The 26151-nt window shown below is 67.0% G+C and carries 24 protein-coding genes; 16 read left to right on the top strand and 8 right to left on the bottom strand.

Annotation, left to right across the window (positions count from 1 at the left end; all coding sequences use genetic code 11):
- Window positions 1-162 precede the first annotated feature (162 nt).
- Complete coding sequence (locus QCE48_RS12285) at window positions 163-2211, top strand: M48 family metalloprotease (protein WP_309787530.1); 2049 nt, start codon at window positions 163-165, stop codon at window positions 2209-2211.
- Here QCE48_RS12285 and QCE48_RS12280 read toward each other — a convergent pair.
- From QCE48_RS12280 to QCE48_RS12255, 6 genes are all read right to left on the bottom strand, one after another.
- Window positions 2208-2792: a DUF2946 family protein gene (locus QCE48_RS12280; RefSeq protein ID WP_309787532.1), complete on the bottom strand. Its 585-nt coding sequence runs from the start codon at window positions 2790-2792 to the stop codon at window positions 2208-2210. The two genes, QCE48_RS12285 and QCE48_RS12280, sit on opposite strands and share 4 nt — an antisense overlap.
- A complete protein-coding gene (locus QCE48_RS12275) occupies window positions 2785-3861 on the bottom strand; it encodes a hydrolase (protein WP_309787534.1) in 1077 nt (358 codons plus the stop codon). The genes QCE48_RS12280 and QCE48_RS12275 overlap by 8 nt, the downstream gene beginning before the upstream one ends.
- Before the next feature lie 26 nt (window positions 3862-3887).
- Window positions 3888-4334 carry a nuclear transport factor 2 family protein gene (locus QCE48_RS12270; RefSeq protein WP_309787536.1) on the bottom strand — a complete coding sequence of 149 codons (447 nt, stop codon included), beginning with the start codon at window positions 4332-4334 and terminating at the stop codon, window positions 3888-3890.
- Window positions 4335-4557: 223 nt separating this feature from the next.
- Window positions 4558-5610: a lipopolysaccharide heptosyltransferase II gene (gene waaF / locus QCE48_RS12265; RefSeq protein WP_309788337.1), complete on the bottom strand. Its 1053-nt coding sequence runs from the start codon at window positions 5608-5610 to the stop codon at window positions 4558-4560.
- Between the two features lie 122 nt (window positions 5611-5732).
- Window positions 5733-5927 (bottom strand): zinc-finger domain-containing protein, encoded by a 195-nt coding sequence (locus QCE48_RS12260; protein WP_062642466.1) that lies wholly within the window; start codon window positions 5925-5927, stop codon window positions 5733-5735.
- 78 nt (window positions 5928-6005) lie between these two features.
- A complete protein-coding gene (locus tag QCE48_RS12255) occupies window positions 6006-6926 on the bottom strand; it encodes a branched-chain amino acid transaminase (protein ID WP_309787540.1) in 921 nt (306 codons plus the stop codon).
- A 315-nt stretch (window positions 6927-7241) separates the two neighbouring features.
- Between QCE48_RS12255 and QCE48_RS12250 the strand changes: the two genes are divergently transcribed.
- The 9 genes from QCE48_RS12250 to QCE48_RS12210 all read left to right on the top strand — a co-directional run bounded on the left by QCE48_RS12250 (window position 7242) and on the right by QCE48_RS12210 (window position 17079).
- Window positions 7242-8060: an AzlC family ABC transporter permease gene (locus QCE48_RS12250; protein ID WP_309787541.1), complete on the top strand. Its 819-nt coding sequence runs from the start codon at window positions 7242-7244 to the stop codon at window positions 8058-8060.
- Window positions 8057-8380 (top strand): AzlD domain-containing protein, encoded by a 324-nt coding sequence (locus tag QCE48_RS12245; protein ID WP_087631568.1) that lies wholly within the window; start codon window positions 8057-8059, stop codon window positions 8378-8380. The genes QCE48_RS12250 and QCE48_RS12245 overlap by 4 nt, the downstream gene beginning before the upstream one ends.
- Before the next feature lie 487 nt (window positions 8381-8867).
- Window positions 8868-10058: a phosphoglycerate kinase gene (locus QCE48_RS12240; RefSeq protein ID WP_309787542.1), complete on the top strand. Its 1191-nt coding sequence runs from the start codon at window positions 8868-8870 to the stop codon at window positions 10056-10058.
- A 59-nt stretch (window positions 10059-10117) separates the two neighbouring features.
- The gene (gene pyk, locus QCE48_RS12235; RefSeq protein WP_404983171.1) at window positions 10118-11872 is read left to right on the top strand and encodes a pyruvate kinase; all 1755 of its coding nucleotides are present in this window, start codon (window positions 10118-10120) and stop codon (window positions 11870-11872) included.
- Between the two features lie 216 nt (window positions 11873-12088).
- Window positions 12089-13153: a class II fructose-bisphosphate aldolase gene (gene fba / locus QCE48_RS12230; protein ID WP_309787543.1), complete on the top strand. Its 1065-nt coding sequence runs from the start codon at window positions 12089-12091 to the stop codon at window positions 13151-13153.
- 144 nt (window positions 13154-13297) lie between these two features.
- On the top strand, window positions 13298-14200 hold the full coding sequence (locus tag QCE48_RS12225) for a phosphoribosylaminoimidazolesuccinocarboxamide synthase (protein WP_309787545.1): 903 nt from the start codon (window positions 13298-13300) through the stop codon (window positions 14198-14200).
- An 18-nt stretch (window positions 14201-14218) separates the two neighbouring features.
- Window positions 14219-14737 (top strand): 5-(carboxyamino)imidazole ribonucleotide mutase, encoded by a 519-nt coding sequence (gene purE, locus QCE48_RS12220; RefSeq protein WP_309787547.1) that lies wholly within the window; start codon window positions 14219-14221, stop codon window positions 14735-14737.
- A gap of 121 nt (window positions 14738-14858) precedes the next feature.
- Window positions 14859-16046 (top strand): 5-(carboxyamino)imidazole ribonucleotide synthase, encoded by a 1188-nt coding sequence (locus QCE48_RS12215; protein WP_309787550.1) that lies wholly within the window; start codon window positions 14859-14861, stop codon window positions 16044-16046.
- Window positions 16047-16056: 10 nt separating this feature from the next.
- Window positions 16057-17079, top strand: a complete 1023-nt coding sequence (locus QCE48_RS12210; protein WP_309787552.1) for an L-threonylcarbamoyladenylate synthase — start codon at window positions 16057-16059, stop codon at window positions 17077-17079.
- Window positions 17080-17175: 96 nt separating this feature from the next.
- Here QCE48_RS12210 and QCE48_RS12205 read toward each other — a convergent pair whose 3' ends face one another.
- Both QCE48_RS12205 and dacB read right to left on the bottom strand, forming a co-directional pair.
- Window positions 17176-18330, bottom strand: a complete 1155-nt coding sequence (locus QCE48_RS12205) for an SGNH/GDSL hydrolase family protein (RefSeq protein ID WP_404983174.1) — start codon at window positions 18328-18330, stop codon at window positions 17176-17178.
- Window positions 18331-18611: 281 nt separating this feature from the next.
- The gene (dacB, locus tag QCE48_RS12200) at window positions 18612-20228 is read right to left on the bottom strand and encodes a D-alanyl-D-alanine carboxypeptidase/D-alanyl-D-alanine-endopeptidase (RefSeq protein ID WP_309787557.1); all 1617 of its coding nucleotides are present in this window, start codon (window positions 20226-20228) and stop codon (window positions 18612-18614) included.
- Window positions 20229-20427: 199 nt separating this feature from the next.
- Here dacB and QCE48_RS12195 point away from each other — a divergent pair, with 199 nt between their 5' ends.
- The 6 genes from QCE48_RS12195 to QCE48_RS12170 all read left to right on the top strand — a co-directional run bounded on the left by QCE48_RS12195 (window position 20428) and on the right by QCE48_RS12170 (window position 26144).
- A complete protein-coding gene (locus tag QCE48_RS12195; protein ID WP_309787558.1) occupies window positions 20428-21090 on the top strand; it encodes a response regulator in 663 nt (220 codons plus the stop codon).
- Window positions 21090-22391: an ATP-binding protein gene (locus tag QCE48_RS12190; protein WP_309787560.1), complete on the top strand. Its 1302-nt coding sequence runs from the start codon at window positions 21090-21092 to the stop codon at window positions 22389-22391. Before QCE48_RS12195 ends, QCE48_RS12190 begins: the two co-directional genes overlap by 1 nt.
- Window positions 22392-22494: 103 nt before the next feature.
- Window positions 22495-24012 carry a DegQ family serine endoprotease gene (locus QCE48_RS12185; RefSeq protein ID WP_309787562.1) on the top strand — a complete coding sequence of 506 codons (1518 nt, stop codon included), beginning with the start codon at window positions 22495-22497 and terminating at the stop codon, window positions 24010-24012.
- Between the two features lie 153 nt (window positions 24013-24165).
- Window positions 24166-24648: a carboxypeptidase regulatory-like domain-containing protein gene (locus tag QCE48_RS12180; protein WP_309787564.1), complete on the top strand. Its 483-nt coding sequence runs from the start codon at window positions 24166-24168 to the stop codon at window positions 24646-24648.
- A gap of 204 nt (window positions 24649-24852) precedes the next feature.
- Window positions 24853-25221 (top strand): DUF427 domain-containing protein, encoded by a 369-nt coding sequence (locus QCE48_RS12175; RefSeq protein WP_309787567.1) that lies wholly within the window; start codon window positions 24853-24855, stop codon window positions 25219-25221.
- A 107-nt stretch (window positions 25222-25328) separates the two neighbouring features.
- Window positions 25329-26144, top strand: coding sequence for an SRPBCC domain-containing protein (locus tag QCE48_RS12170; RefSeq protein WP_309787569.1), 816 nt, complete (start codon window positions 25329-25331; stop codon window positions 26142-26144).
- The last annotated feature ends 7 nt before the right edge of the window (window positions 26145-26151 follow it).

Genomic DNA, 26151 nt, shown 5'->3' with positions numbered 1-26151 from the left:
TATCATACCAGCGGCGATTGCCCGCGCGCCCCGCACGGGCGCGTCGCAAGCCGCCTCCGGAACCGACTCCGAAAGCACCCGAACACTTGATACGATAGGCTCGTTTTCGCCTTTTAGCCGCGCCGGCCGCGAGTCCGGCGAACGCACCGCGCCACGTACTCCATGCGTCCGAATCGACTGCTGATCGCCGTGTTGTGCCTGAGTCTCGCCGTGCCGCCCGCGACGCTGGCGCAGACCGGTGCGAGCGCGTCGGCCGCATCGTCCGCGTCCTCCGCGCGCGTCCAGTCCGGCACGCTCGCCGCAGCCGCGCTGCGCGCCTCGGTGCCCGACGCCGCGAGCCGTACCGCAACCGGCGCGCCGGCCGGCGTAGCCGAAGGCGTCTTCGGCGTGTACGGCGGCGCGGAAAGCCGCTTCGCCAACCGTCCCGGCGAAATGACCGGCGTGAACAACCTGCGCGCGCCGCTTTCGGCCGTCCAGTTGCCCGATCTCGGCGATGGCTCCGGCGGCACGCTCACGCCGCAAGCCGAGCGGCGGCTCGGCGAGCGCCTGATGCGCGACCTGCGCAACGACCCCGACTATCTCGACGACTGGCTCGTGCGCGACTACCTGAATTCGGTGTCGTCGAAGCTGTCGACGGCGGCGGTGTCGCAATATCTCGGCGGCTATCAGCCGGACTTCGATCTCTTCGCCGTGCGCGACGCGCAGATCAACGCGTTTTCGATGCCAGGCGGTTTCATCGGCGTGAACACAGGGCTGATCGCCGCGACGCAGACCGAATCGGAGCTCGCGTCGGTCGTCGGACACGAAATGGGGCACGTGCTGCAGCGGCACATCGCGCGCATGCTCGGCACGCGCGAGCGCAGCAGCTACGCCGCGCTCGCCGGGATGCTGGCCGGCCTGCTCGCGGGCGTGCTCGCGAAAAGCGGCGATCTGGGCATGGGCATCGCGATGGGCGGGCAGGCGTTCGCCGTCGACAATCAATTGCGCTTTTCGCGTTCGGCCGAGCACGAGGCGGATCGCGTCGGCTTCCAGATGCTTTCCGCGGCCGGCTACGATCCCTATGCGATGACGGCTTTCTTCGACCGCCTCGACCGCTCGACGATGGGCGACAACGGCGTGCCGCCCTACGCGCGCACCCACCCGCTGACGGGCGAGCGCATCGCCGACATGGAGGACCGCGCGCGGCGCGTGCCGTACCGGCAGCCGCGGCAGTCGTCGGAATACGCGTTCGTGCGGGCGCGCTCGCGCGTGCTGCAGGTGAATTCGCCGAGCGATTACCGCGATATCGCGAGCCGCCTGAAAACCGAGATCGAAGATCAGACGGCGCTCAACGCGGCGTCGAACTGGTACGGCATCGCGCTTGCCGAGACGCTGATGGGCGACACCGTCGCGGCGGGCGACGCGCTCGCGAAGGCGCGGCGGCTCTTCGAAGGGGACGAGGCGGATACGGCGGCGGCTGCGTCGGCGGCGGCGGGTTCGCGCACCGACGCCACGGCAAAAGCGGCGGGACGCGGCGCGACGCGAAATCGCAGAGCCGAGCCGGGCCGCGGCGATCCGGGGTCCTCGTCCGGGCTCTCGCTCGTTGCGCCGCCTGCCGCCAAGGCACGGCGAACGACCGACGCCGCGCCGCCCGCGCTGACGAACGCGCCCGCGGCACAATCGCGCGCCACGGCCGAGTCCGCGCTCGTTGCGCCCAGCCCCGGAACGGTTTCGGTCGTGGCATCGCGCGGCACGCCGGTCGCGTCGTCGCGGACGCTGCGCAGTTCGCCGAGCCTCGACGTGCTCGCCGCCGACATCGCCCGTCGCGCGGGACGCAACGACGAAGCGGTGCGTCTCGCCGAAATCGCGCAGAAACGCTGGCCCGACTCGCACGCCGCCATCGACATGCACTTGCAGACGCTCCTCACCGCGCGGCGTTTTGCGCAAGCGCAGGCGCTCGCGCGGCAGGAGACGCGCTCAGAGCCGAAGCGGCCGGACTGGTGGTTTTATCTGGCGCAGGCGAGCGTCGGCCTGAACGACCCGCTGCAGCAGCATCAGGCGATGGCGGAAAAGTTCGCGCTCGACGGCGCATGGCCGTCCGCGATTCGCCAGCTGAAGGAAGCGCGCGACATCAAGAACGCGAGCTTCTATGATTTGTCGGCGATTTCAGCGCGTCTGCGCGACTTCGAGACGCGCTACCGGGAAGAACGCGAGCAGGAGAAAAACGGCTAGTTACCCGACGCCGACGCCGACCGCCCGGCCGGGCTCGCTACGAAGCTGAAGCGGTCCGCGACTTCGGCGCGCGCGATCGGCGTGATCGGCAGGTCCGATCCCGCGCGCCAGTGAAAGACGCCATGTTCGCCTTCATCGAGCGCGGCATGGTTCGAAAAGAGATCGAGATCGTGGTCATGCAGCGCGGCAATGCGCGCCGGCGACGATGCATCGGAAAAGAGGATGCCGCCCTCGTCGTCGAGCCAGACCTGCGCCGGCTCGAACGTGGCGCCGCGCTGGTCGGTCAGCGCGAGTTCGCCGTCGATCGAACTCAGCCGCACGATCCACGGCGTGTAGCCCAGTTCCACGTACACGCGTTGCGGGCCGTTTTGGAAGAACCACTGGCCGGTGTCGTCGGATTCGTAGTTGCGGTTGATGAAGCCGATCAGCGCGTCATGACGGATCGCGTCGCCGAGTTCGCCCGCGGCCTGCGCCGCTTCATCGCGCATGCGCCATTGGCCGCGACGGTCGAGCAGCAGCCAGCCAGTGCAGTGCGGCACGTTCGGCCATTTGGCGAGCGCCTGTTTGACGATGTCATCCATGATCGAGATGCGTTCCCATGTAGCCGATGATGCGTTGCGAGAGCCAGTCGATGCGCCCCGGGAACGGTCCCGTCATGAAGCCGACGTGGCCGCCGTGGTCGGGCTGGTCGAGCGTGACGGCCGCCGATACGTCAGTTTGCGACGGCAGCACGCGGCCCGGCAGGAACGGATCGTTGCGCGCGTTCAGCACGAGCGTCGGCACAGCGATGCGCGGCAATAGGGGACGCGTGGTGGCGCTCGTCCAGTAGTCGTCGGTATCGCGAAAGCCGTGCAGCGGCGCGGTCACGACGTTGTCGAATTCGTAGAGCGTGCGGGCCGCGAGCATCGCGTCGCGGTCGAAGAGGCCAGGGTATTGCGCGAGCTTCGCGAGCCCCTTGCGCTTGAGCGACTTCAGGAAACTGCGCGTATAGACCATGCCGAAGCCTTGTGAGATCGCCTGGCCGCCCGCGTGGACATCGAGCGGCGCGGAGATCGCGGCGGCCGCCCGGATCACCGATGCGTCGCTCTCGCGCTCGCCGAGCCAGCGCAGCAGCACGTTGCCGCCGAGCGACACGCCCGCCGCGACCACCGGCCCCGGATGCACGGTCGCGAGACGCCGCAGGATCCAGTCGACTTCGTTGCTGTCCGCGAGATGGTAGAAGCGCGGCAACAGGTTGAGCGTGCCGCTGCAGCTGCGAAAGTGCGGCACGACGCCATGCCAGCCGCGCGCCTCTGCCGCCGACATCAGCGCGCGGGCATAGTGCGAATCGGAACTGCCTTCGAGGCCATGAAAGAGCACGAAAAGCGGCGCGTCGGCGGCGGGCCGGGCGGTGTCGTCGTGCGCGATCCAGTCGAGGTCGATGAAATCGCCGTCGGGCGTGTCCCAGCGTTCGCGCCGGTAGTGCACGGCCGGGCGGCGGCCGAAGAGGGCCGGGACGATGGTTTGCGCGTGACTCGTCGGCAGCCAGCGCGGCGCGCGGTAGAGCCAGTCGGTGAGATCGGCGGCGGCGCGGGCGGCAGGCTTGAGCGCCTGCGAGGGCGCAGAATCCACGAACGATGGATCGCGTGTGATCAGTGGATCGCGTTTCATGGCCCCTTCCCCGACAGACGTTTTCTTTAGTGCAGCGGCCCCTGGCCGTGGCGCATCTTCGCGGCGAACTGGCCGGCGGCGGCGTCGGGCATCGGGCTCGCGTGAATATGCGCGATGCGCCACTCGCCGCGCTCGTGAACCATCACGTAGGTCGTGAAGATCAGCCGCGAGACGCCGGCGGGATCGGCCGGCTTGTGTGCTTCGGCGATCGCATAGACGACCGTGCCGAGGCTGTCGTACACGCGGATGTCGAGCGGCTCGATGGTCACCGGCGCCGCTCCGAGTTCCTTCGCGAGACCCGCGCGAATGCCGTCGAGCCCATGCAGATGCGCGCCCTGCGCGCTGATGCAGGTGGCGAACTCCTCGTCGATCCAGAGCGTCATCACGCTGTCGATGTTGCCTTCCGCGACGGCCTGGTAGAAGGCATTGAGGGTTTCGGCAGCGGCTTCGAAGAGGCGGGCAAAACGTGGCATGGCTCTTGGGTCTCTGGCGTTCGATCCGCTTCGCGCCGTATTACCGGAGCGTCGCGCATCGGTCATTGGTCAAAGCATGCCTCCGTTCGGAGACATTCGCGTGTCGGCGCCCGCACACAGGAAGCGCATTCGGACGGTGCCCGCGCCGGGCGGCCAGGTTGGCGCGCGGCCTGCGCGAACGCCTCGAGACCCGGAACCGAACCTGATGCGAGGGCGCCGCGAATCAGCGATGCGCGAGCAGCATGCCCCGCAGGTCCCCGAAAACCTGCTCCGCGCTGAGTTCGCGCAGGCAGTTCAGATGGCCCAGCGGACACTCGCGGGCAAAGCAGGGACTGCATTCGAGATGCAGCCATTGTACCTTTGCGAGATCGGACAAGGGCGGCGTGTGGCGCGGGTCGGTCGAGCCGAACACCGCGACGAGGGGGCGCCGCAAGGCCGCCGCGACGTGCATCAGGCCGGAATCGTTCGTGACGACCGCGCTCGCGCGCGAGATCAGCGCGCACGCCTCGCCAAGCGATGTCTGGCCGCACAGGTTGCGCACGTTCGACGAACGGTCGGCGATGGCCTGCGCGATCGGCGCATCTTTCGGCGAGCCCAGCGCGACGATCCTCGCATACGGAAACGACTGCGCGATGAATTGCGCGAGCGCCGCGAAGTGCTCGGGCGGCCAGCGCTTGGCCGGGCCGTACTCTGCGCCGGGACAGAACACGACGAGCGGCGTGCGGTTGTCGAGATTGAAGCGCGTCGAGACGCGCGCCGCTTCGTTCGGATCGGACTCCAGGCGCGGCACGGGGAACGGCGTCGTGCCTTCGCGGCCGTCCTGCGAGAACGGCAGCGTGGCGCCGGGCGCGTAGGCGAGGGCGGCGTACTGGCCGACCATCGGTGGGCGCTCCTTCTTGCCGGGATTCGCATGACGCACGTTGAGCAGGCCGTAGCGGCTCTCGCCGGTATAGCCGATGCGCAGCGGAATCTTCGCCATCCACGGGATCAGCGCGGATTTGAACGAATTCGGCAGCACGTAAGCGGCGTCGTAGCCGACTTCGCGCAGGTCGCCCGCGAGCTGCCAGCGGCGCAGCATCTGCAGCTTGCCGTGCGCGAGGCTCGTCGCGTAGACATCGTGGATTTCCGGCATCCGTTCGAGCACGGGCGCGACCCACGCGGGCGCGACGGCGTCGATGACGATGCGCGGATGGAGCTTCCTCAGCAGCGAAAAGAGCGGCTGCGCCATCAATGCGTCACCGATCCAGTTCGGTGCAATAACCAGCGCGCGGCGCATCTGTGTAGTTTTTCCGATCAAGAACGCATCCCGCGTCGTTCGCGCGGGATGTCGATGTTATGGAGTGAGCTCGCCCGACACGGCGATTCGGGCGCGTATGCCCGTGGCGGACACAAAAGCGCTCAGTGGCCCTTGACCACTTCGCCCGCCTTCAGCTTGTAGCGCGTGCCGCAGTACGGGCAGCGCGCCTCGCCGTGCGAGATGTCGAGAAAGACGCGCGGATGCGTGCTCCAGCGCGGCATCGACGGATTCGGGCAGAACGCGGGCAGGTCCTTCGCCGTCAGTTCCACCAGCGGCATTTCCTTCAGGTCGCTCATCGTGAGTCTCTTTGTATCGTGGAGTGAGTCGTATGCAATGAAGCGCGGGCGGCTCGCGAAGATCGCCCGCGCCGCGTTTCAGACCTTGGCGAGCCAGCTCGCGTACTTCTCGTTCTTGCCGCCGACGACGTCGAAGAACGCGCTTTGCAGCTTCTCCGTGATCGGGCCGCGCGCGCCTTCGCCGATGGTGCGGCGGTCGAGCTCGCGGATCGGCGTGACTTCGGCGGCCGTGCCGGTGAAGAACGCTTCGTCGCAGGTGTAGACCTCGTCGCGCGTGATGCGTTTTTCGATCACCGGAATGCCGAAGTCGCGCGCGAGCGTGAGGATGGTGTCGCGCGTGATGCCGTCGAGGCACGACGACAGGTCCGGCGTATACAGCTTGCCGTTGTTCACGAGGAAGAAGTTTTCGCCTGAGCCTTCGGAGACGTAGCCGTCGACGTCTAGCAGCAAGGCTTCGTCGTAGCCGTCGGCGATGGCTTCCTGGTTCGCGAGGATCGAGTTCACATACCAGCCGGACGCCTTCGCGCGCACCATCGACACGTTCACGTGATGGCGCGTGAACGACGACGTCTTCACGCGGATGCCCTTGGCGAGGCCGTCGTCGCCGAGATAGGCGCCCCACGGCCACGCGGCGATCGCGACGTGAATGGTGTTGCCCTTCGCCGACACGCCGAGCTTCTCCGAGCCGACCCAGATGATCGGCCGGATGTAGCAGGATTCGAGATTGTTCGCGCGCACGACTTCGAGTTGCGCGGCTTCGAGCGTGTCGTGGTCGAACGGGACGTCCATCTGGAAGATCTTCGCCGAATTGAAGAGGCGCTTGGTGTGCTCCTTCAGGCGGAAGATGGCAGTGCCGCTCGCGGTCTTGTAGGCGCGCACGCCTTCGAAGACGCCCATCCCGTAGTGCAGCGTGTGAGTCAGCACGTGGATGTTGGCGTCGCGCCAATCGATCAGCTTGCCATCCATCCAGATCTTGCCGTCGCGGTCGGCCATTGACATACGATTCTCCTAGCGAGTTGCGTGTTCCGTTTCAGTGTTGCGGGGCGGGCTTGCAGAGCGGATTCCGGTGCCCGGACGCGGGCGTCATGCCTGCTGGTGGAACAGTGTCGCGCGCCGCGCCAGCAGGGTGCCCGCAAGGCGGCGAAAGACCGACATTTTAGCGTCTTTTCAGCGCTAAACGGGCGCGATCGCGGGTTCTGCGCCTTTCACGACGCTATAATTCGCCTTTCGTCGCGGAACCGCCGCGACGCTCCTCCTCTTTCCGCCGAACCTCCGCGCATCCGGCCCGGCCGCGCGACGGCTCGCCTGAGATCCATGCTCGACCGGCTGTCCGACACGAATCGCCGCGCTTTCCTCGACGGCATCCGCACGCTTTCTCCCGCCGTTGCCGCCACTTTTTCCTGGGGCCTCGTCACCGGCATCGCGATGGCGAAATCGGTGCTGACCGTGCCGCAGGCGCTCGGCATGTCGATCGCGGTGTATGCCGGCTCGTCGCAACTGGCGGTGCTGCCGCTCTTCGCCGCGAAGCTGCCCGTCTGGACCATCCTCCTCACCGCCGCGATGGTCAACCTGCGCTTCGTGATCTTCAGCGCCGGCCTCGCGCCGCATTTCTCTTATCTGCCGATGTGGCGGCGCCTCGTGCTCGGCTACTTCAACGGCGACATCATCTACCTGATGTTCGCCAAGCGTAATTTTCCGACCGGCTTTCAGCCCGGCAAGGAAGCGTTCTTCTGGGGGCTCGCGGTCACGAGCTGGTCGTCGTGGCAGGTGTCGTCGATTGCGGGCATCCTGCTCGCGAGCCTCTTTCCCGACGACTGGGGGCTCGAACTCGCCGGCACGCTCGCGCTCTTGCCTCTGATCGTCTCGGCGATCGCAACGCGCTCGACGCTCGCGGCCGTCGGCATCGCGAGCATCGTCGCGCTGCTCGCATTCGATTTGCCGTACCGCATCGGCCTGCCGATCGCCGTGCTGGCGGCGCTCGCGGCGGGCAGCATCGCCGATATGGTCATCGCGCGAGTCGCGCCGGACCGCGCGCGCAAGCCGCCCGCGCCGGCCGCCTTGCCGGCGGCGCGCGAAACGCCGCCCGGCGAATCCGCCGCCACACGCCCCGACACCCCACGGAGCGCCCGATGAGCGCGCTGCAAATCTGGCTCACGATCCTCGGCATGGGCCTCGTCACCGCGATCACGCGCGCGCTCTTCCTGATCGGCGGCGAGCGGATGATCCTCCCGGAGCGACTGCAACGCGCGTTGCGCTACGCGCCCGCTGCGGCGCTCGCAGCGGTGGTCGTGCCGGATTTGCTCGAGACGCCTCACGGTTTTTCCGTCGCGCTCGGCAATCACGCGCTGTACGCGTCGCTCGCGGGCCTCGCCTGGTATTTGTGGCGACGCAGCATGCTCGGCACGATCCTGATCGGCATGGCGGTCTTTACCGCGCTCAGGCTCTGGACCTGACGCGCGATTGCTGCACTGCGTCATCGTGCGCGCTGCGGCGGCTCATCTCAAATACGCGTCATCAAGGATTGCCGGCGTTTGGGGGCCACACGTATCGGTTAAAATGGCGGTCTTGCTGTCGCATCGAACGAGGTCTGAACGTGTTTCCGGCAGTCACTGCGCTTCAGCTTCACCACTCGCGGCTTCGCGCCTTTGCGCTCGGCGCCGCGGCAGGCCGGCAACCTCCTTCGCATCGTCTTGCATGCATCGCCCGCGCATCGTCGAATGCCTCGCTCCCGCGACGCTGCGCGCCCGTTTCAGCCCGAACCGCCCGAACCGTTAGCTCGCAGCCGGTGTTTTCAGCCGATGATTCACCGGAACCCGCCGGCCGGCCCGCTTACCCGAAGCGCGGCCGACACGCCACCGGCGCCGCGCCGACCTGATGCCCTGGCCGGTCGCAAAGCCGGCCTTCTTCGCCCGAACCGCTTCTCTAAACACGTTGACTCCCATGACGAAAGTATTGCGTTTCACCGATTTGATCGCCGAAGGCAAAGTCTCAGGCAAGCGCGTTTTCATCCGCGCCGACCTCAACGTTCCGCAGGACGACCAGGGCAACATCACCGAAGACACGCGCGTGCGCGCGTCGGTGCCGGCCATCCGCGACGCGCTCGAAGCGGGCGCCGCCGTGATGGTCACGTCGCACCTCGGCCGTCCGACCGAAGGCCAGTTCAAGCCGGAAGACTCGCTCGCGCCGGTCGCGAAGCGCCTGTCGGAGCTGCTCGGGCGCGACGTGCCGCTCGTCGCGAACTGGGTCGATGGCGTCGATGTCCAGCCGGGCAACGTCGTGCTGCTCGAAAACTGCCGCTGCAACAAGGGCGAAAAGAAGAACGACGACGGCCTCGCGCAAAAAATGGCGAAGCTCTGCGACATCTACGTGAACGACGCGTTCGGCACCGCGCATCGCGCCGAAGCGACCACGCACGGCATCGCGAAGTACGCGGGCGTCGCGTGCGCGGGCCCGCTGCTCGCGGCCGAACTCGACGCGCTCGGCAAGGCGCTCGGCAACCCGAAGCGGCCGCTCGTCGCGATTGTCGCGGGCTCGAAGGTGTCGACCAAGCTCACGATCCTGAAGTCGCTCGCGGCGAAGGTGGATCAGCTGATCGTCGGCGGCGGCATCGCCAACACGTTCATGCTCGCGTCGGGCCTGACAATCGGCAAATCGCTCGCGGAAGCCGATCTGCTCGACGAAGCCAAGACGATCATCGCGGAAGCGCGTGCGCGCGGCGCTTCGGTGCCGATTCCGAGCGACGTCGTGACGGCGAAGGAGTTCGCGGCGACGGCGAAGGCGGAAACGAAGCCCGTCGACCAGGTCGCGGACGACGATTTGATCCTCGACATCGGCCCGGACACCGCGAAGGCGCTCGCCGCGCAGCTCGAAAAGGCCGGCACGATCGTGTGGAACGGCCCGGTCGGCGTGTTCGAATTCGACCAGTTCGGCAACGGCACGAAGACGCTCGCGGACGCCATCGCGAACTCGCCGGCGTTCTCGATCGCGGGCGGCGGCGACACGCTCGCGGCCATCGCGAAGTACGGCATCCACGACAAGGTCAGCTATATCTCCACCGGCGGCGGTGCGTTCCTCGAATTCCTGGAAGGCAAGACGCTGCCCGCGGTCGAAGTGCTCGAATCGCGGGCCTGAGCTTGACGGCTCGCATCAGGCCGGAGAAGAAGGGCGCGCCACAGGCCGGGCGCGCGCACATGGAAGAGACGCAAAATCAAACACAAGCAGCAGAAGAACAACACGCGGAGCAGGCGCTGGCCGTGACGGCCGCCGCCCGCGACGTCGAGACAGCCGCAGGATCGGACGAACCTCATGCAGACCCGGACGCGGCACGGGAGCTCGCCAACGCGTCGGCCGTGCTGATCGGCGGCACGAACGGCGAGCGGCTGGACAACACACACAAAGCGACGCCGGCCACGACCGGCGCGCACTCGCGGTCGCAGAGCAATACTTCGCCCGCCGCGCAACATGCTCGCAGCGCCGCTTACGGCGACTCCACCAAGACGAGGAATGACATGCACCGCGCCACCAAGATCGTTGCCACCATCGGCCCCGCGTCCAGCAACCCCGACACCCTGCTGCAAATGATGCAGGCGGGTCTCGACGTCGTCCGCTTCAACTTCTCGCACGGCACCGCCGACGATCATCGCCAGCGCGCCGAATGGGTGCGCGAAGCCGCGCGCAAGGTCGGCCGCGAAGTCGCGCTGATGGCCGACCTGCAAGGCCCGAAGATCCGCGTCGGCAAGTTCGAGAACGGCAAGACGATGCTGATCGCGGGGAATTCGTTCGTCCTCGACGCGAACTGCGAAATGGGCAACAACGAGCGCGTCGGCCTCGACTACAAGGACCTGCCGCGCGATCTGCGTCCCGGCGACGTCCTGCTCCTGAACGACGGCCTGATCGTGCTCGACGTGACCCGCGTGATCGGCGAGGAAGTGCATACGACGGTGAAGGTCGGCGGCGAGCTGTCGAACAACAAGGGCATCAACCGGCAAGGCGGCGGCCTGACGGCGCCCGCGCTGACCGAAAAGGACATGGAGGACATCAAGACGGCGATGTCGCTCGGCGCGGATTTCGTCGCGGTGTCGTTCCCGAAGAACGCCACCGACATGGAAATGGCGCGGCAACTGGCGAACATCGCCGGCCAGCCCTACGGACTGAAGCCGAAGATGATCGCGAAGATCGAGCGCGCGGAAGCGATTCCCGCGCTGCAAGGCATCCTCGACGCGTCCGACGGCATCATGGTCGCGCGTGGCGATCTGGCGGTCGAAGTGGGCAACGCGGCGGTGCCGGCGCTGCAAAAGCGCATGATCCGCATGGCGCGCGAGTCGAACAAGCTCGTGATCACGGCCACGCAGATGATGGAATCCATGATCCACGCGCCCGTGCCGACGCGCGCGGAAGTGTCGGACGTGGCGAACGCCGTGCTCGACGGCACCGACGCCGTGATGCTTTCCGCCGAAACCGCGGCAGGCAAGTATCCGGTGACGACCATCGAGACGATGGCGGCGATCTGCGTCGAAGCGGAGAAGTCGGAAGACTCGCAGCTCGACAAGGATTTCCTCGACCGCACCTTCACGCGCATCGACCAGTCGATCGCGATGGGCGCGCTTTTCACGGCCTATCACCTCGGCGCGAAGGCGATCGTCGCGCTGACGGAATCGGGCGCGACCGCGCTCTGGATGTCGCGCCACTGGACCCACGTGCCGATCTTCGCGCTGACGCCGCGCCTCGGCAGCGAGCGCACGATGTCGCTGTACCGCAACGTCACGCCGCTGCACCTCGACACCAACACCGATCGCGACACCGCGCTGCATCAGGCGCTGGAAGTGGTGGTGAGCAAGGGGTACGCGGCGCGCGGCGACATGGTCGTGCTGACGGTCGGCGAGCCGATGGGACAGGCGGGCGGCACCAATACGCTGAAGATCGTGCGCGTCGGCGAGGTTTTCTGACCGGCGCCGCCGTCTGAAGCGGGATTTGCAGCGTCCGCCGGCGCGCCGGGTTTCTCCCGGAGAACGCCATGAAATGCGCCGGCGGAGGCAAAAAGGCGTGACGAAACGCACGGGAACGCACGCAAGCGCACAGGATCGGCGCTTGCGTTTCGCTAAAATCCTCAAAAATCTCCGGCCGCACGCCCAAGAATTCGTTTCATCTCAAGGAGTTTCACAATGCCTCTCGTATCAATGCGTCAGTTGCTGGACCACGCAGCCGAAAACGGCTACGGACTCCCGGCATTTAACGTAAACAATCTGGAGCAAGTGCAGGCGATCATGGCCGCCGCGAACGAAGTCAACGCGCCCGTCATCATGCAGGCGTCGGCCGGCGCGCGTAAGTATGCGGGCGAAGCGTTCCTGCGTCACCTGATCGAAGCGGCCGTCGAGTCGTATCCGCACATTCCGGTCGTGATGCATCAGGATCACGGACAATCGCCGGCGGTCTGCATGGCGGCCATCAGGAGCGGCTTCACGAGCGTCATGATGGACGGTTCGCTCGAAGCCGACGGCAAGTCGGTGGCATCTTACGAGTACAACGTCGACGTGTCGCGCAAGGTCGTGGAGATGGCGCATTCGATCGGCGTGACGGTCGAAGCGGAACTGGGCGTGCTCGGTTCGCTGGAAACCATGAAGGGCGACAAGGAAGACGGCCACGGCGCCGAAGGCACGATGACGCGCGAGCAGTTGCTCACCGACGTCGAGCAGGCCGCCGACTTCGTGGCGAAAACGCAGTGCGACGCGCTGGCGATCGCGATCGGCACCTCGCACGGCGCGTACAAGTTCACGAAGAAGCCCACGGGCGACATCCTCGCGATCCAGCGCATCAAGGAAATCCACCAGCGCATCCCGAACACGCACCTGGTGATGCACGGTTCGTCGTCGGTGCCGCAGAATCTTCTGGCCGAAATCCGCGAATTCGGCGGCGACATGAAGGAAACCTACGGCGTGCCGGTCGAGGAAATTCAGGAAGGCATCAAGCACGGCGTGCGCAAGGTGAACATCGACACCGACCTGCGTCTCGCGATCACCGGCGCGATCCGCCGCTATTTTGCGGAAAATCCGTCGAAATTCGATCCGCGCGACTATCTGAAGCCGGCGCGCGAAGCGGCGAAGAAGATTTGTCTCGAACGCTACATGCAGTTCGGCTGCGAAGGTCAGGCCGGCAAGATCAAGCCGATTCCGCTCGACAAGATCGCCGAGAAGTACAAGTCCGGCGAACTCTCGCAGATCGTCAAATAAATTCGAGATTGAGCGAGTAAAATCAAGGGGTTCCGCCACGGGACCCGTTTCTGTTTGGTTTGGTTGTCATCCGCCGCCGTTCCTGCCTTTTCGGGGAACGGCGTTTGGCTTTTATTTTTGCGGCATTTTTTCCGGTCGATCACGATGGCTACTCCGCGTTCCACACTTCTCGAATCCACGATCCAGTCCTTGCCGCTGCTCGGGCGCGGCAAGGTCCGCGACAACTACGCCGTCGGTCAGGACAAGCTCCTCATCGTCACGACCGACCGCCTTTCCGCGTTCGACGTCATCATGGGCGAGCCGATTCCGAACAAGGGCCGCGTGCTCAACCAGATGGCCGATTTCTGGTTCGGCAAGCTCTCGCACATCGTGCCGAACCACAATACCGGCATCGATCCGGCGACGGTCGTCGCGCCGGACGAGGTCGAGCAGGTGCAGGGGCGCGCGGTCGTGGTGAAGCGGCTGGAACCGATCCTGGTTGAAGCCGTGGTGCGCGGCTATCTCGCCGGCAGCGGCTGGAAGGACTATCAGGCGACGGGCGCGGTGTGCGGCGTCGAACTGCCGCCGGGCCTGCAGAACGCGCAGAAGCTGCCCGAGCCCATTTTCACGCCGGCCGCGAAGGCCGAAATGGGCCATCACGACGAAAACATCACCTACGATGAGATGGAGCGCCGCATCGGCACTGAGCTTTCGGCAACGATCCGCGACATTTCCATCAAGCTGTACAAGGAAGCGGCCGAGTACGCGGCGACGCGCGGCATCATCATCGCGGATACCAAGTTCGAGTTCGGGCTCGACGAGCGCGGCGAACTGTATCTGATGGACGAAGTGCTGACGGCCGATTCGTCGCGCTTCTGGCCCGCCGACGGCTATCAGGTCGGCACGAATCCGCCTTCGTTCGACAAGCAGTTCGTGCGCGACTGGCTCGAGACGCAGCCGTGGAAGAAAGAGCCGCCCGCGCCGAAGCTGCCGGACGACGTGGTCGCAAAGACGGCCGAAAAGTACGAAGAGGCACTGCAACGCCTGACCGGGCAGTCGCTCGTTTAACCGGGACGGAAAATCAAGATGAGCGAAGCACAGACCGCACACACGCACGCCGCGCCGGTCATCGGCGTGCTGATGGGCTCCAGTTCCGACTGGGACGTGATGAAGAACGCGGTCGCGATCCTGCAGGAATTCGGCGTGCCATACGAGGCGAAGGTCGTTTCGGCGCATCGCATGCCGGACGAGATGTTCGAATACGCCGAAAAGGCGCGCGAGCGCGGGCTGCGTGCGATCATCGCGGGCGCGGGCGGGGCGGCGCATCTGCCCGGCATGCTGGCCGCGAAGACGACCGTGCCGGTGCTCGGCGTGCCGGTCGCGAGCAAGTATCTGAAGGGCGTCGATTCGCTGCATTCGATCGTGCAGATGCCAAAGGGCGTGCCGGTTGCGACGTTTGCGATCGGCGAGGCGGGCGCGGCGAATGCGGCGCTGTTCGCGGTGTCGATTCTTTCCGGCACGGACGACGTATATGCCGAACGTCTCGCCGCGTTCCGTGTGCGGCAGAATGAAGCCGCTCTTGCGATGGGTTTGCCTGCGCTCTAGGTTGGGTGTTTTTGCGCTTGCGTGGAACTTGAAGACAAGGTTCCCCAAAGCCCAAAAGCCCAGCAACATCCGACGCTGCAACCGCCCCAAAACCAGCGCCCCCACGGCGCTCACAACCACGATGAATCCACACAACTCTCCGGTTTCACCCATCCTGCCCGGCGCCTGGCTCGGCATGGTCGGTGGCGGCCAGCTCGGCCGCATGTTCTGTTTCGCGGCGCAGTCGATGGGCTATCGCGTCGCCGTCCTCGATCCGGACGAGTCGAGCCCGGCGGGCGCCGTCGCAGACCGACACATCCGCGCAGCCTACGACGACAAAGCCGCGCTCACCGAACTCGGTCGCCTGTGCGCGGCGGTATCGACGGAATTCGAGAACGTGCCCGCCGCGAGTCTCGAATTCCTCGCGAACTGCACGTTCGTGAGCCCGGCGGCGAAGTGCGTCGCGATCGCGCAGGACCGCGTCGCCGAGAAGCGCTTTATTTGCGACGCCGGCGTGCCGGTCGCGCCGCATGTCGTGATCGAATCGCCGGAAGCGCTCGCCGCGATCCCCGACGACAAGATCGCCGCCGTATTGCCCGGCATCCTGAAGACGGCGCGCCTCGGCTACGACGGCAAGGGCCAGATCCGCGTGCGAAACGTCGACGAAGTGCGCACCGCGTATGCGTCGCTCGCCGGCGTGCCGTGCGTGCTCGAAAAGCGCATGCCGCTCAAGTTCGAGGTGTCCGTGCTGATCGCGCGCGGCGGCGACGGCAAATCGGCCGTGTTCCCGCTCGCGCAGAACGTCCACGTCAACGGCATTCTCGCGAAGACGGTCGTGCCCGCGCCCGACGCGTCCGCGTCGCTCGTCGCGCAGGCGCAGGACGCCGCGCTCACGATCGCCGCGAAGCTCGGCTATATCGGCGTGCTGTGCGTCGAATTCTTCATCCTCGAAGACGGCACGCTGATCGCCAACGAAATGGCGCCGCGTCCGCATAACTCGGGGCACTACACGGTCGATGCGTGCGCTACGAGCCAGTTCGAGCAGCAAGTGCGCGCGATGACCGGCATGCCACTCGGCGACACGCGCCAGCATTCGCCGGCCGCGATGCTGAACCTGCTCGGCGATGTCTGGTTCGACGGCAAGAAGGCGCGCACGCCGCCGTGGACGGAAGTCGCCGCGATGCCGGCGGCGCGCCTGCATCTGTACGGCAAGGAAGAGGCGCGCGCGGGCCGCAAGATGGGCCACATCAACTTCACGGCGGAAACGCTCGAAGAAGCCCGCACGGCGGCACGCGACTGCGCGCGCATGCTGCACATCCCGCTCGACTGAGCGCGCGCCGATGAGCATCCTCTACCCGAGCGCCGCGCAGATCGACGAAGCGGCGTCGCTCCTCGACGCGGGCGAACTCGTCGCGTTCCCGACCGAAACGGTGTACGGCCTCGGCGGCGACGCCGAGAATCCCGACGCCATCGCGCGCATTTACGCGGCGAAGGGGCGCCCGGCGAATCATCCGGTGATCGTGCATCTCGCGCCCGAAGGCGATCCGGCGTACTGGGTGCAGTCGCTCGTCCCCGACGCGGTCAAGCTGATCGACGCCTTCTGGCCCGGTCCGCTCACGCTGATCCTCAAGCGCGCCGCGCATATTCCGGCGGCGGTCAGCGGCGGGCAGGATTCGGTCGGCATCCGCGCGCCGTCGCATCCGGTGGCGCAGCAGCTTTTGGTGGCGTTCAGTGCGCGGCGCGGCGGACACGGCGGCGTCGCGGGACCGTCGGCGAACCGCTTCGGACATGTCAGCCCGACGACCGCGCAGCATGTGCGCGACGAGTTCGGCGCGACGGTTCATGTGCTCGACGGCGGCGCGGCGGACGTCGGCATCGAATCGACCATTCTGGATTTGTCGCGCGGCTTTCCGGCGCTGTTGCGCCCGGGTCACGTGAGCCCGCAGGCCATCGCGGACGTGCTCGGCGTCGCGCCGCGTCTGCCCGACGGCAGCGACGCCACCGCGCCGCGCGCCTCCGGCACGCTGAAGGCGCATTACGCGCCGCGCACGCCGCTCGCGCTGTTGCCGTTCGCGGCGATCGAAGCGCTGCTCGCGTCGCATGGCGCGACGAACGTGGAGAAAATCGCGCTGGTCGCGCGCGCGTCGAGCGCGCTCGCGTGGGCGCAGGCGCCGGGCGTGCATTTCGTCGCCGCGCCGGAAGATCCGCAGACCTACGCGCGCGATCTCTACGGCTTGCTGCGCGCGCTGGACCGGGCGAACGTCGAGCGGATCCTGATCGAAAAGCTGCCCGAATCGATCGAATGGATCGCGGTGAACGATCGGCTCGGGCGCGCGGCGGCGGCGTTCGAGGCGCAGGAATAGGCTTTCCTCGTCGCGAAAACAACGCAAGAAAACAAAACGCCCGGTCGATCGACCGGGCGTTTCGCTTTCAGACGGCTTCTAATCAAAAAGCCGGAATCACTTGCCGAGCCCGGATTTCGCGATCGTCTGCTCGACGGCCTGCGCGTACAGCGCGTGGAGGTGCGTCGTCGGATGGACGGTGTCGGCGTACATGTACGTCTGGTCCGCGCCCGCGACCGTCTGCGTTTCAGGCGAGCAGAAGAGCGAGCTGCCGAACGCCGTCGGATTCGTCTGGCCGGCCTTCGTCGCGGCGGCGATCATTGCCTGGAGGTTACAGGCCGTCCCCGTGTTCGACACCGTGAAGCCCATCGCCTGATAGTTCGCCGTGACGTTGGCAAGTATCGGCGGGACGTCCACGTAGATGACCTTGGAAATCAGGCCGGCTTGCGTCAGCGCGCCCTTCAGCACGGTATTGAAACCGTTCGATGCGCTCGAGAGCGTTGCGCCCTTGTCGGCGCTCATGAGACCTTGCGGCGTCGTGCCGATGTCCGGCACGTTCGACACGACGACGTGCGTCGCCCCCGCCTGCAAGACCCGCCCGACGACGTTCGCCAGATCGATCGCCGCCTGCTGGATCGCGGCCTGCGCCGCCGCGCCCGCCTGTGCTGCCGCTTGCGGGGGAATCTGTCCGGCGGCGGCCTGCGCGGCGGCAGTCTGCGCGATGGTCAGATTCAGGAGGATGTCGTTCGCGCCGCCGTTGATCAACACGAGCTGGTTCGCGTTGAAGGTGCCGTGCGCGGCGATATAGCTGCTGACCTGATCGTTGATCGGAATCGTGGTGGCTTGCGAGAAATCGGCGTTGGTCGTGCCCGGCGTCGCGTGGCCGATGCCCGGCTGCAGCGTCACGCGCGCGCCGCCCTGGCCGTAGCCGAAGCCGGTTCCCGGCGTGAGCGGCACGCCGAAGCCGCCGGTCGCGGCGGGCGTGAGCGTGTCGCCGTAGTATTGCGCGACGTTCTGCGTCCAGACCTGTCCCGGGTTCGTCGTGAAGCGGCCGCCGCCGAAGCTGCGCGTGATCACGGGCGAGTACGTGCCGACGTCCGACAGGCTGTCGCCGAACGAAACGACCTGCAGCTTGACGCCGCCCGGCGGAGTCGAATTGTTGTTGTCGTCGCTGCCGCCGCCGCATGCGGCGAGCATGGCGAGCGCGGCGCTCGCCGTGGCGAACTGGGCATAACGCAGCATCGCGCCGCGCGTGGTGGTGTGCTTGTTCATCGACCTCGTCTCCATCTTTTTGGTGAATCTTGTAGTTAATGCCGCGGCTCGACTGCCGCGTTTTTTCGATGTTGTCAGGCGCCGCGCCGGGCATTCGCGCCCAGCCAGCGTCGCGCTAGCTTACCGAATCTTCCCACCTCCATCAGATGTTTCGCGCGAATGGCGTATCGCCGGGGCCGCCGGACTTCGTGCGGCGGAACCGGACCGCGTGCGTGAGCGTACACGGGGAGCGCGCGGCGGCGCTCGCGACTTCGTAGAAGAAATATTCGAAGCCCGGGTTTCTACTCGGTCGCGCCCGGCTTGCGCGCGCCTTCGTACACCCACTCGAGCAGCGCATCGTGGGCGGCGCGCGCGGCTTCCGCACGCGGATCGTTGATGAAGCTCACGACCACGTAGGTCTCGCCGTTCCCCGCGCCGACGTACCCGGCGATCGCGCGGACGTCGCGCAGCGTGCCGGTCTTGATGTGCGCGTTGCCGAGCGCGCCCGCGTTGGTCAGGCGGTTGCGCATCGTGCCGTCGACGCCTGCAATCGGCAGCGATTCCGTGAACACCTGCGCAACCGGGCTCGAATTCGCCGCCTGCAGGAGATCGGCGAGCGACAGCGCGCTGATCGTCTCGTCACGCGAGAGTCCGGAGCCGTTGTCGAGCGCCAGGCCGTTCATCGGCAGGGCGCTTCTGCGCAGGAACTGCTGAATCGCCTGCGCGGACTTCACCGGCGTCGCGGGCGGCTTCGCGGTGGCCGCGCCGATCGTGAGGAACAGGTTGCGCGCCATCACGTTGTTGCTGAACTTGTTGATGTCGCGAACGATATCGGAGAGCACCGGGCTGCGGTGCGTGCCGACGAGCCGCGCGCTCGAGGGCGTCGCGCCTTCGCGGGTCGTGCCGGCGAAGGTGCCGCCCGTCTGCTTCCAGAGCGCGAGGAAGCCGCCCGCAAAGAATGTGGAGTGATCGAGCGCCGCGACGTTGATCGTGCGCGAGCCGCAGCGCAGCGGATAGTCGCCGATGAACGACGCCTGCACGAAGCCCAAGTTCGTCTGCGCGACGCTGGGCGAAGCTGCCGGCAGCGTGCCCGCGCACGCGCCGCGCGTGACGCGCAGTTCGTTGTCGATCTGCAGTTGCGCGAGTTGCGGCAGCACGTCGATGGAGACGCCGCCCTCCGGGTTCGGCGTCAGCGTGAACGACAGCGACTTGAACGCGTACAAGAGCGGATCGGGACCGACGTTGTAGGGCGCGCTGTCGTCGTGGTCGAAGGCGGGCAGGTCGCGCGTGGAGGCGTCGAAGTAGCGCTTGTCGAGCACGAGCGCGCCGTCGATGCCCGTGATCCCGTTCTTGCGGATCTGGTCGACGAGATCGATCAGTTCTTCCGGCACGAGCTTCGGGTCGCCCGTGCCCTGGATGTACAGGTTGCCGTGCAGCACGCCGTGCGCGTCGACTTCGCCGTCGGCGTAGGCGGTCGTCTTCCAGCGATAGTCCGGGCCGAGCAGCGAAAGGCCGGCGTAGGTGGTGACGAGCTTCATCGTCGAGGCGGGGAGCATCGGCTGGGTCGCGTTGATCGCGACGAGCGGCACTGGCGCGCCGATCCGCTGCACGACCACGCTCATCGACGACACCGGCACGTGCGCGCGCGCGAGCGCCGCCATCACGGTGGGCGGCAGCGGGCCGGCCGGCACGGTCACGCGTTCCGCGCGTTCCACGCGCTCGGCGCGCTTCGCCTTGAGCCCGCCGCGCGCGGCGCGTTTGGGCGACTGCGTCTGCGATTCGGCTTTCGTGCCGCCGCGCGCGTCGGCGTGAGGCGCATACGCGAGCGCGCCGCCGACCACGAACGCAACGGCGAGCGCGTAGGAGGACAGGCGGGCGGTGATCGGTCGGGGGAAGGCGAAGAGCGGAGCGAGCAGCATGAATTCTTTTTGGATGCGAAGTGATGAGCGCCGCACATGCGTCGGGGCCCGGAACGAAGCGGCTATTGTAGACAAGCTTCCTTGCTAAATCGTTGCCGTGCGTCGCAATGTGCCTGACGCGCCTTTAAGTCCCGCTTAATCCTTGGGCCGCCGGGCGCGGCTAAAATGGACCGCTCCCCCATACGACAACGAGCGCGCCATGCGAATCCTGCTAGTCGAAGATGATCGGATGATCGCCGAGGGCGTGAGGAAGGCGCTCCGTGCCGACGGCTTTGCCGTCGACTGGGTGCAGGACGGCGACACGGCGCTCACGGCCGTCGGCGGCGAGCCCTACGACCTGATGCTGCTCGACCTCGGCTTGCCGAAGCGCGACGGCCTCGACGTGCTAAAAAGCCTGCGCGCGCGCGGCAACGCGCTGCCGGTCCTGATCGTGACGGCGCGCGACGCCATCGCCGATCGCGTGAAAGGGCTCGACGCCGGCGCGGACGATTATCTCGTCAAGCCCTTCGACCTCGACGAACTCGGCGCCCGCATGCGCGCGCTGATCCGCCGTCACGCGGGACGCGGCGAGTCGCTCGTGCGCAACGGGCCGCTCACGCTCGATCCCGTCGGCCATCAGGTGACGCTCGACGGCGCGCCCGTCACGCTTTCCGCGCGCGAGTTCGCGCTGCTCGAAGCGCTGATGGCGCGTCCGGGCGCGGTGCTCTCGAAGAGCCAGCTCGAAGAGAAGATCTACGGCTGGGGCGAGGAGATCGGCAGCAACACGGTCGAGGTCTACATCCATTCGTTGCGCAAGAAACTCGGCGCCGACCTGATCCGCAATGTGCGCGGCCTCGGCTACATGGTCGCGAAGGACGCCTGATGCATTCGATTCGCCGCCAGCTCCTCGTCTGGCTGCTTGCGCTCGTGATCGTCGGCGTGGGGTTCGCGGGCTGGCTCATCTACCGTCAGGCGCTCGCCGAAGCCAACGAACTTTTCGATTACCAGTTGCAGCAGATCGCGTCCGCGTTGCCGTCCGAGCCGTTTTCGTCGGTGCTCAGTTCGCGCGCGGACAGCGACGAAGGCGTCGTGATCCAGATCTGGAATCGCAATGGCGTGCTGATGTACTACTCGCATCCGCGCGTGCCGCTCGCGCCGCACGCGGAACTCGGCTTTTCCACCGAGATGACCGCGCGCGGCGAATGGCGCGTGTACAGCGCGATCGTCGGCGATAACGTCGTGCAGCTCGCGCAGCCGCTCTCGATCCGCAACCGGCTCGCGGCGGGCGTCGCGTGGCGCACGCTCTGGCCGCTCGTGCTGCTGCTGCCGTTCCTCGGGCTCGCGGTGTGGCTGATCGTCGGGCGCGGGCTCGCGCCGTTGCAGCGCGTGACGCGCGCGCTCGACACGCGTCATCCCGAAGCGCTCGAACCTTTGCCGGACACGCGTCTGCCGGAGGAAGTGCAACCCGTCGTGCACGCGCTGAACGCGCTGCTTTCGCGCCTCGCGACGGCGCTCGACACGCAGAAGGCCTTCGTCGCCGACGCCGCCCACGAACTGCGCACGCCGCTCGCGGCCGTGCAGATCCAGGCGCAGCTCGTCGCCCGCGCGCAGGACGACGGCTCGCGCAAGGAAGCGCTCGCGGACCTGCAGGCCGGCATCGCGCGCGCGACGCGGCTGGCGGAGCAACTGCTTGCGCTCGCGCGCGCCGAGCCGGACAGCAAGACGTCGATGCAGGACGTCGACCTGCATGCGCTCGTCGACGAATGCGTCGGCGCGAGTGTGCTGCTCGCGCAGGAACGCGGCGTCGATCTCGGCATCGAGACGAGCGAGGCCGCGAGCGTCACCGGCAATCGCGACGCGCTGCGCGTGATGTTCAACAACGTCATCGACAATGCGACGAAGTACACGCCGCGCGGCGGGCGCGTCGACGTTTCGCTGAAGGTGGAGGAGGGACGCCCGGTCGTGCGGATCGCGGACAGCGGCCCGGGCATTCCCGCCGACGAGCGCGAGCGCGTCTTCGACCGCTTCTATCGCGTGGGAGAGGGCGCGAGCCGCACGCGCACGGACGTCGCGGGCAGCGGCCTGGGCCTTGCGATCGTCAAGCGCATCGCGGACCAGAACGGCGCGCGCGTCGTGCTCGGCGAATCGGCGGCGGGCGGGCTGCTCGTCACGGTGTGGTTTTGAGCGGGACGCATCGGCGCGAAGTTTCGAGACAGCTTTAAGCGACCTTTAAGCGACGCCACGTAACCTTCGTTTCATCCTAAAACGCCCCTGTCAGGAGCACACGATGAAAGCGAAGATTCTCACCCGCAGCGCCGTTGCCGCAGCCGTCGCCATCGCCTTGTCGGCGGGCTACGTGGCCGGTCACAACAACGTTCCGGCGCCGCAGGTCATTGCACCCGCGCAGGCCGCCGCGATGATGCCGGCCGAAGCCGCCGCGAAGACCGGCGTGCCCGACTTCTCCGGTCTCGTCGAGACCTACGGGCCGGCGGTGGTGAACATCAGCGCGAAGCACGTCGTCAAGCAGACGTCGCAACGCAATGGCGGCGCCTCGCAACTGCCCATCGATCCGAACGATCCGTTCTACCAGTTCTTCAAGCGCTTCGGCGGCATGCCCGGCTTCGGCGGCCCCGGCGGCGGCAACGGCGGTCAGGACCGCCCGAGCGAGGGCCTCGGCTCCGGCTTCATCGTGAGCAGCGACGGCTACATCCTGACCAACGCGCACGTCGTCGATGGCGCGAATGTCGTCACCGTCAAGCTCACCGACAAGCGCGAGTACCGCGCGAAGGTCGTCGGCGCGGACAAGCAGTCGGACGTCGCGGTGCTCAAGATCGACGCGAAGAACCTACCGATCGTGAAGATCGGCGACCCGAACGGCAGCAAGGTCGGCCAGTGGGTCGTCGCGATCGGTTCGCCTTACGGTTTCGACAACACGGTGACCTCGGGCATCATCAGCGCGAAGTCGCGCTCGCTGCCGAACGAGAACTACACGCCGTTCATCCAGACCGACGTGCCGGTGAACCCGGGCAACTCGGGCGGCCCGCTCTTCAACCTGCAAGGCGAAGTGATCGGCATCAATTCGATGATCTATTCGCAGACGGGCGGCTTCCAGGGACTTTCGTTCGCCATCCCGATCAATGAAGCGATCAAGGTGAAGGACGCGCTCGTGAAGACGGGCCACGTCGATCGCGGGCGCCTCGGCGTGACCGTGCAGGGCATGAACCAGACGCTCGCCAATTCGTTCGGCATGAAGACGCCGCAGGGCGCGCTCGTGAGTTCGGTCGAGCCGGGCGGTCCGGCCGCGAAGGCGGGTCTGCAGCCGGGCGACGTGATCATGTCGCTCAACGGTCTCGCGGTCTCGGATTCGACCTCGTTGCCCTCGCAGGTCGCGGGCCTGCCGCCGGGCAGCCAGGCGAAGGTGCAGGTGTGGCGCGACAAGGGCACGAAGGACCTGACGGTGACGGTCGGCGCGCTCAAGGACGCCAAGACCGCGAGCGCGAAGGGCGATAAGAGCGACGGCGACGGCGCCTCGGCGCAGGACGCGCGCTTGGGCGTGGCGGTGCGCCCGCTCACGCCGGAGGAAAAGCAGGACAGCTCGCTCTCGCGCGGCCTCATCGTCCAGCAGGCGAACGGGGCGGCGGCGAACGCGGGCATCCAGCCCGGCGACGTAATTCTCGCGGTCAACGGCCAGCCGGTGACGAGCGTGCAGCAGTTGAAGGCAATGGTCGCGCACGCGGGCGAGAGCCTCGCGCTCCTGATCCAGCGTGACGATGCGCAGATCTTCGTGCCGGTCGATCTGGGCTGATTGTCAGAGTCGGCGTCGATATTGACAGGGCGCGATCGGGCACGAAGTATGCTGTCGCCACGTCGTGGTGCCCCATCGCGCCGTGCCGGCGCATCGGGCGGTTTTCGGGTCGAGCGTAGCCATGCGCTACGCGAAACATGGAGCGAAACGACAATGACGATCAAGACCAAAGGCAGGCACGCGACGCTGACACTGGCAGCCGTGATGGCCCTGAGCATGACGGGCGGCGCGTGGGCGCAGGCATCGAGCGCGGCGGCGAGCGACACGAGCAGCGCCGGCAACACCAACGGCGGCGGCTTGCCGCAGATCGAGCAGCAAGGCAGCGTGTCGTACACGTCGGGTGGTGTAGGGCTCGACGAATCGAAGGCGCTGTTGCGCGAACAGGCTCACTGGCCGCTATCGTTGCGGTTCACCGGGCCGACCGCAGACTACTTGTCGGGCGTCCACGTGAGGATCGTCGATGCGAAGAACGCCGAGGTGCTCAATGTCGAAGCGATGGGTCCCTACATGCTGGTGAAGCTGCCGGCTGGCAGCTACACCGTGTATGCGAAATACAAGGACCAGGAGCAGAAACACGCGGTGAGCGTCGCGGGCGCGGGCAAGGCGAAGGCTGCGTTTCACTGGAGTATTCAATGACCGGCGCGTGAGCGCCCTGCAAAACGCCGGCCGGCGATTCACCGAAATTCGCACGATCGAGCGCGTGAAAGCGCGCACACAGCCGGCCGGAGTTTGCTCATAATGAAGCCGCGGGTCATGAATGTGCCCGCGGCTTTTTTTTGCGGTTAGTCTGGGCACGACGACGTGCCTCGCGCTTTTCTCAGCCGAACCGGGAGGGCATCGATGAACACCGACACGCAAGAATCCGCGCATCGCATCGAGATCACGCCGAACGGCCGGCGTTGCCGGGTGATCCATCAGGGTGTCACCTACGCGGATACGCACGCATCGCTGACCGTCGTCGAAACCGGCTCGCCTGCCGTGCACTATTTCCCGCGCGCGGACGTCAACATGGCGCGCCTGCAGCGCTCGATCCACGTTTCGCATTGCCAGCATCTGGGCGATGCCACGCATTACCACTTGCTGACCGAGGACGGCCCCGTCGAGAACGCCGCGTGGAGCTACGAGGAGCCCACCGACGGCGCCGCCCGGATCAAGGGCTACCTCGCGTTTCATACGTCGCGCGTCGACCGCATCGACGAGACTTCCTGAACGCCGCATCCGTTTTGCCCGCCTTGCCCGTTAAGCCGATTCTGCTTCGCCGCTTCATCCACGCCGCAAGATAACGAACGAGTGCAGTCTTTGCCTGGGAGGCTCAGATGGAAGTCACCGATGCGTTGCGTGTTCCCCTCGACCCGGCGCACGTCCGGGAAGCCCTCGGCGATCTCGCGCTCCTGCGGGCGAGCCTCGACCACTGCGAATCGTTCACGAAACTCCCCGGCGGCGAATATGCGCTCACGATGATCGTGCCGCTCGGCGCGTTGCGCGCGCGCTACGAGATTCGGGCGCACGGAGCGGGCGTCACGCGGCAGAACGCCCACACCGATGGCGAAGCCGACGCCGCCACAGCCGCGCCGGACGCGGCCGGCGGGTACGCCCGCACGCTCAGTTTCAAGGCGCGGGGCGAAGGCGTCGGCTCGTTGCGCGGACAGATCGCCGTCGCGCTCAATCCGGACGCGAGCGGCGAATCGACGTGGGTCGACTACACGCTGTGGGCGACGCTTTCCGGGCCGCTTGCCGGCTTGCCCTCGCGGCAGATCGAAAATTCGCTGCGCGAAGTCGCCGACGATTTCTTCTCCGAATTCTGCGAAGTGGTGCGAGCGAAGCACGGCTTGTCGTCGATGCGCGCGCAGCAGGACCCCGGCGTGCGGCGTCACGTCTTCCTGCGGCCGAGCGCGATGTCGGCGGCGTTCATGCGGCGTCCCGGCGCGCCGCAACGCCGGATCCACCCGGGCGGCGCCGACGCCGCGAGCGGCGTGCTACATCACCGGCTGCCGGGACACGGCCTCGGGCACCGCGACCGCGACCATTTCCACGATCCGCATCCGCTCGGCTTGCCCGTCTGGGCGTGGGCGGCGATGCTCGTGTGCATCGCGCTCTTCGCGTTTCTCGCGCCGCGCGTCGGCTTGCAGTAAGCGCGCC

This window comes from Caballeronia sp. LZ024, from assembly GCF_031451455.1.
In the GTDB taxonomy this organism is placed as follows: domain Bacteria; phylum Pseudomonadota; class Gammaproteobacteria; order Burkholderiales; family Burkholderiaceae; genus Caballeronia; species Caballeronia telluris.
The sequence above is the reverse complement of the archived record's forward strand: the minus strand, read 5'-3'. Positions and strand labels throughout refer to the sequence as shown.